Origin of the sequence: Pinirhizobacter sp., assembly GCF_035317885.1 — a bacterium.
Lineage (GTDB): Bacteria > Pseudomonadota > Gammaproteobacteria > Xanthomonadales > Rhodanobacteraceae > Pinirhizobacter.
Window position 1 is genome coordinate 1 of record NZ_DATHFX010000499.1, and the last position, 5,939, is coordinate 5,939.

The 5,939-nt window shown below is 60.3% G+C and carries 9 protein-coding genes; 8 read left to right on the forward strand and 1 reads right to left on the reverse strand.

Annotation, left to right across the window (positions count from 1 at the left end):
- A partial coding sequence (locus VK519_RS16435) for a DUF899 domain-containing protein (protein WP_324351535.1) occupies window positions 1–578 on the reverse strand: 578 nt, incomplete at its 3' end.
- A gap of 228 nt (window positions 579–806) precedes the next feature.
- Here VK519_RS16435 and VK519_RS16440 point away from each other — a divergent pair.
- From VK519_RS16440 to VK519_RS16475, 8 genes are all read left to right on the forward strand, one after another.
- Window positions 807–977: a hypothetical protein gene (locus VK519_RS16440; RefSeq protein WP_324351537.1), complete on the forward strand. Its 171-nt coding sequence runs from the start codon at window positions 807–809 to the stop codon at window positions 975–977.
- 89 nt (window positions 978–1,066) lie between these two features.
- Complete coding sequence (locus tag VK519_RS16445; RefSeq protein WP_324351539.1) at window positions 1,067–2,632, forward strand: asparagine synthase-related protein; 1,566 nt, start codon at window positions 1,067–1,069, stop codon at window positions 2,630–2,632.
- Between the two features lie 43 nt (window positions 2,633–2,675).
- Complete coding sequence (locus tag VK519_RS16450; protein WP_324351541.1) at window positions 2,676–3,275, forward strand: ATP-dependent Clp protease proteolytic subunit; 600 nt, start codon at window positions 2,676–2,678, stop codon at window positions 3,273–3,275.
- Window positions 3,276–3,316: 41 nt separating this feature from the next.
- Entirely contained in the window at window positions 3,317–3,787 is a 471-nt protein-coding gene (locus tag VK519_RS16455; protein WP_324351543.1) for an iron chaperone, read from the forward strand.
- A 57-nt stretch (window positions 3,788–3,844) separates the two neighbouring features.
- Complete coding sequence (locus VK519_RS16460) at window positions 3,845–4,174, forward strand: ArsR/SmtB family transcription factor (RefSeq protein ID WP_324351545.1); 330 nt, start codon at window positions 3,845–3,847, stop codon at window positions 4,172–4,174.
- Window positions 4,171–4,662, forward strand: coding sequence for an SRPBCC family protein (locus tag VK519_RS16465; protein WP_324351547.1), 492 nt, complete (start codon window positions 4,171–4,173; stop codon window positions 4,660–4,662). Before VK519_RS16460 ends, VK519_RS16465 begins: the two co-directional genes overlap by 4 nt.
- Entirely contained in the window at window positions 4,659–4,952 is a 294-nt protein-coding gene (locus VK519_RS16470) for a hypothetical protein (protein WP_324351549.1), read from the forward strand. Before VK519_RS16465 ends, VK519_RS16470 begins: the two co-directional genes overlap by 4 nt.
- A partial coding sequence (locus tag VK519_RS16475) for an alpha-L-arabinofuranosidase C-terminal domain-containing protein (protein ID WP_324351551.1) occupies window positions 4,934–5,939 on the forward strand: 1,006 nt, incomplete at its 3' end. The genes VK519_RS16470 and VK519_RS16475, both read left to right, overlap by 19 nt.

The window sequence follows — 5,939 nt, forward strand, 5'->3', positions numbered from 1 at the left end:
TAGGTAGGCGCGTCGGTACCGCAGGTCGCGGCGAGCTGGACTACGGGTTCAAGGGGCGGTGACGCATCCATGGCATGGTTGCCACGGCCATAGTTGTATTCGATGCTTCCTTCGCGTTGTTGCTCCTCGGTGAACGAGATATTGAAGTCGAAGTTGAAGTCTCCGTCGTGGGAGGACGCCCAGGGAAATGTCCATCCCATCCTGCGTTTGTATACCTGAAGCTTCGCAAGCGGCGCCCGGGATATAGCCAGCAGCGTGACATCATGGTTCGCCAGGTGGACAACAGAGCCGTTGAACCCGTCCGCGATTGCCGAACAGGAAGGGCAACCCGCTGCGAAGTCGGGACCGAACATGAAGTGGTAGACGATCAGTTGCGAACGCCCCCGGAAGAGGTCAGCCAGCGAGGCGCTCCCTTCGTCGGTCTCGAATCGATAGGCCTTGTCCACTCGCACCCACGGCAGTTCCTGACGGCGCCGTGCCAGCTCGTCGCCGCGTCGCGTCAAGTCCTTCTCTGCACCCAGTAGCTCCACTCGTGCGGCGAGCCATTCCTCGCGCGTTCCGGTCACGTGCTTCGTCATCGCTGGTATCTCCCAGTAGTTGTTGATGGGATCTACGGTAGCTCCAGCTATACGGATGATCAGAGTAACAAGCGTGTCGGGATTCCCTTGCTAGGCGAACCGGAAGAACGTGCGATATTTCATATTAAATATAATTAATTCATTGATGGTTATTTGATAATGATAAATCGTGATACGTTTTAGAGGCCGCCATAGGGGCGGCATATTTATCTCATTCGGAGTGCTCCCATGGATCAGCTTAATGTTGTGATGCACGAAGAAATACAGAACGAAATCAATCCTTTCGGAGTTCAGCTGGAAGGACCGCTGCAATTCCAGGCAGGCGCAGGAAAGCTTGCACCCAAAATCAATGCCGATGGCGATATCGGCAGGGTAGGCACTATCCACGGCGGCGGTTGAGGCGCAAATTCGGCAAATTAATCTCGCCTTTGATAATACGAAGCCGTTTCCCCCAAGGGAAACGGCTTCTTCATGGATAAGAATCCACCATGCTGAAGGCCGATATCGCTTTGCCGGATCTCTCCCATCAAGCGCAGTGGAGGGACGGCTCCATTGCACTGGGAGATAGCCGAATCACACCCCATGCGCATCCCAGCCTCGAGGTACTGCTGGTAAGGACGGAAGGCCAGTGGTTCGTCATGGTGAGGGAGCGTGCGGCGGCATCGCCAGGAGCAACTGCCGCGACGCGCGATGTCGACACCGGGGAATTCCAAAGGCTATATCGGCAATGCCTCCTGTGGCATCTCGACTACGTCATGATCGAGGGCGCGCAGGCGGGATGTCGAATGAAAGTCCGCGCCGGCGTATTGGGTTCCGTACCTGTTTACTACCGCGCTACCGAGGACAGGATCAGGATTTCCTGGGACGTCACGGATCTGGCGACGGAGCCGCTGGCGATCGATGCGGAAATCGCAAGTCATCGCCTTGTCATGAACCCGGTCTATTCGGCCCGTCAGCTGTGCGTGGGCATCCAGTTGCTGACCGAGCGTGCTTGCCTTGATGTCCAACCGGGCAGGGCAAATTACCGGTATCCGGCGACGGCCGAGGAAACCTCTCCCACCCCCTTGCCGGAGGGGCGCGATGCGTTGGTGATGTTCGCCGAACTCATCGAGCGCGCAGTATCGGCTAGACCGATGGTGGCGAACCGCATCTCACTCGAATTAAGCGGTGGCATGGACTCAGGCAGCGTCGCCTGCGCCCTGGCGAAATGCCTGGGTCCTGTGGCAAGCAAGGGAATCCTGCTCGATGGCGACGTTCGCCACCCGCAAATTGAGCGGCGGAATCAGATCACAAGCCGGCTTGGCCTTATCGACCAGACCGTGGAGATGTCCGCCTTTCCGCCGGATCTCGATATCCAGCAGCCGGCACAGACAAAGAACCTGTCCCGGGAATATTACCTGGAGGCGTGCTCGGCCCTGTGGCGCAAGGCGCGTGCGCAGGGACACGACATGCTCTTTACCGGCATCGGTGGCGATGAGCTGTTTCCGAGCTATCTGGATGAAGTGCGCAAGCCTGGCCCGGGTGAGCCGGGGAGGGCGCACGAAGTCAGGCATTACGCCGAGCAGCTGCTCACCCGCCACGCACGGAGCGCGGCCCAAAGCCTGCGGAACTTCGATGCTCCCGCAAGCCCAGTGCCATCGACGGCGTTATTGGCAGTTGCCTGCCGCGCCCCCGATCTGGTTCGGCATGGATTGTGGCCGGTCAATCCGCTGAGCGACCCCAGCCTCGCGGCCTTCTGCCACCGGCTTCCGCGCGAACATCGGCAGGGCCGGGAGCTTATACGGCAATACCTGCACAAGCACCTGGGCAATGACGTTTTCCCGCGCGACTACACCAAGGAGACGTTTACCGGGGTGATGGCAGCATCGATATCCCGGCACGCCTCGTCGATTGCCGGCCAGTTGCGCGATTGCGCGCTAGCCGACCTCGGCCTGGTCGACCAGCCCGCCGTCCTGGCGCTGCTTGAAACGGTAGTCGCCACGCGGGCATCCGCACCCGCCACGGCACTGGTTTCTTTTCTCTGGCTTGAGCGAAGCGTACGGCAGTTCCATTAGAGTGCTTCTTTTCAATGAACCTAACACTAAGGAGTTTTTCAAGATGCTTGCCAATGATCCGGACACGGCCACCCAGCCTATCGCGGCACAGAACAGCGCTTTCCTGGAAGAAAAAACGTTCCGCGCCCGGACCGTGCTGGTGTTCGGCACCGTCACGGATGTCGTGGCGTCCGAGACGGTCCGCCGTCTGTTGGCGCTGGACGCCGATTCCGCTGCCCCGATCGACGTGATCGTTTCCTCCCCCGGCGGACACCTGGAGTCCGGCGATGCGATCCACGACGTACTGCGTTTCATCTCCGCGCCCGTCAACATGATCGGCACAGGCTGGGTGGGCAGCGCCGCCACCCATCTCTACCTCGGAGTGCCGCGGGAACGCCGATTCTGCCTGCCGCAGACGCGTTTCCTGATTCACCAGCCCAGCGGCGGCGCAGGTGGACCGGCCAGCGACATCGCCATCCAGGCCAAGGAGATCATCAAGGCACGCCAGCGAATCGCCCATGTCATCGCGCGCGAAACTGGGCAGCCGATCGAGCGAGTGCTCGGAGATATCGAGCGCGATCTGTGGATGGCTGCCGAGGAAGCCGTCGCCTATGGCCTGGTATCGCGCATCATCGTACGGCGCAAAGAACTGTCAGGAAGTTGAAAACGGGCGGCGACTATACTTGAAGTTGTGTCAGTAATTTAATGAATTTCAAAGAGATTCATAAAATGAAACCTACAAGCGGAAAGCCCAAGGGATTCACCGATGACGAGCGAGCCGCGATGGCGGAACGCGCCGAAGAACTGAAGGCGACCGCGCGCCGAGGCTCACGCGCAAGCAAGGCAGACGGAGAGAAGGACGTGCTCGCGAAGATCGCCCAAATGCCCGAACCGGATCGCGGCATGGCCGAGCGGATTCACGCCATCATCAAAGCCAACGCGCCGACCCTGTCGCCGAGAACCTGGTACGGCATGCCCGCGTATGAAAAGGACGGCCATGTCCTGTGCTTTTTCCAAAGCGCGCAGAAGTTCAAGGCGAGGTACGCGACGCTTGGCTTCAGCGACAAGGCGAACCTTGACGATGGCCCGATGTGGCCGACTGCCTTCGCCCTTAAGGAAATGAGCTCGGCCGAGCAGGCCCGCATCGGCGTGCTGGTGAAGAAGGCGGCGAGCTGAGTTGACACTAAAGATTAGTATTGACTAATCAATAAGCAATGGCTAATGTGTCGTTCCATGACTGAAGCCGTCGCCATCACCGCTGTCATGCGCGCCCTGGCCGACCCGACCCGGCGTGCCGTGTTCGAGCGCGTAGTCGGGGCCGACGAGATCACCGTCGCTGAACTAACTCGCGGGAGCGGAGTGACGCAGGGCGCGATTTCCCAGCACCTGAAATTGCTCAAGCAGGCGGGGCTGGTGGTTGAGCGTCCCGAGGGACGCAACGTCTATTACCGGGCGCAGCCGGACGGCCTCACGCCGCTGGTCGACTGGATGAGCCACTACGGCGTCTTCTGGCGCGAGCGCTTCACCAACTTCCGCACGCTTCTCAAGGACATCGACCCATGAACAGTCCCGCGCTTCAACCCGACGCTCAAGCCATCGTGGTGGACGAAGTCTTTCCGCATGCACCGGCGACGATCTGGAAGGCGCTGACCACGGGTGATCTGATCGCGCGCTGGTTGATGGCGCCTCTGGGCTTCGAGGCTGTGGCCGGCAACCGCTTCACCTTCCAGACGAAGTCGGCGGGCGAGTGGGATGGCGTCATCCATTGCCAGGTGTTGGAAGTGGTGCCCTGCGAACGGTTCGTTTATAGCTGGCAGAGCGGTAATCAGGGCAACGAAGGCTACGGCGCGCCGCTGGATACGGTGGTGACATGGACGCTGTCCAAGGTTGAGCAGGGTACACGCGTGCGCCTCGTGCATTCGGGGTTCGTGCTGCCCAAGAACGACACCGCCTACCGCAATATGGGCGACGGCTGGAAGAAGGTGGTCAGCAATCTGGACAGCCTCTTGACCGAAGCGGATGCAGGTCCAGCCACAGGGAAAACACCATGAGCCAGGCTTACACCGGTGGCACAAGCACGCGAGGGGGCTTCATGAAGGTGAGCGTTCGGGCGCGGATCGGAGGAGCCATCGCATGGCTGGTCGCGGCATCGGCAACTTGCGTACACGGTAGTCCCGCTGTCGACATCACGGTTCATGCCGATCGTCCTGGAGCAGTGATCCATCCGGAGATCTACGGCCAGTTCGCCGAGCAGCTCGGGCACGGCATTTATGGTGGGATCTGGGTCGGGGAGCATTCGCCGATACCCAACATCAAGGGATCATGGATTTCGCCGAGCTGATCGGTGCAAAGGCTTACGTCAGCATCAACGTCGGCACGGGTTCGCCGCGCGACATGAGCCAGTGGATCGAGTACATCACAGCGGACGGCCATTCCAGCCTGGCGCAGGAGCGCCGGGCGAACGGGCGCGACAAGCCATGGAAGCTCGATTATGTCGGCATCGGCAACGAAATGTGGGGCTGTGGTGGCTCGATGCGGCCACAGTTCTATGCGGACGTCTATAACCAGTACGCCACGTTCGTGCACGCACCGCCGAATGCGCCGATCACGCGCATTGCCAGTGGCGCGAATGCCGGCGACGTGCATTGGACCGATAGCCTGATGGCAGCGGCAGGCAGCCAGATCGATGCCATAAGCCTGCACAACTACAGCATCCCCACTGGCGACTGGAAACACAAAGGTTCGGCCACGCAATTCGGCGAGGACCAGTGGATATCCACCTTGCAGGGTGCGCTGGGCATGGACGACCTCATCACCCGGCATAGCCAGGTCATGGACAAATACGATCCGAAGAAGCGCGTGGCACTGGCCGTGGACGAGTGGGGCAACTGGACGGACCAGGATCCCGACGCAGGGGATGCGGTGCTATACCAGCAGAACAGCCTGCGCGATGCGCTTTCGGCGGCCATCACCCTGGACATCTACGTATTCGATATGTACAAGGTGTTCCAGGGCGCTACAAATTTGCCGATTGAGGTCGAAACGCCGGCATATCACTATGGCAACGCCAAGGTACCGGGCATCCACGCCGCTGCCGGGCGGGACACCGCTGGCGTACTGCACGTGGCATTGGTGAACCTCGATCCGCATCACGCCACGACGGTGCACATCCACCTGGTTGGTCCCCACGGCGCGAACCTGCAAGGCAAGATGCTGACGGCACCGGCCATCACTTCGGTCAACACATTCAACCGCCCCCATGAGGTCGTGCCGGTACCGTTCGAACATGCGGTGCTCAAAGATGACGTCATTGCGGCTGATCTATCTC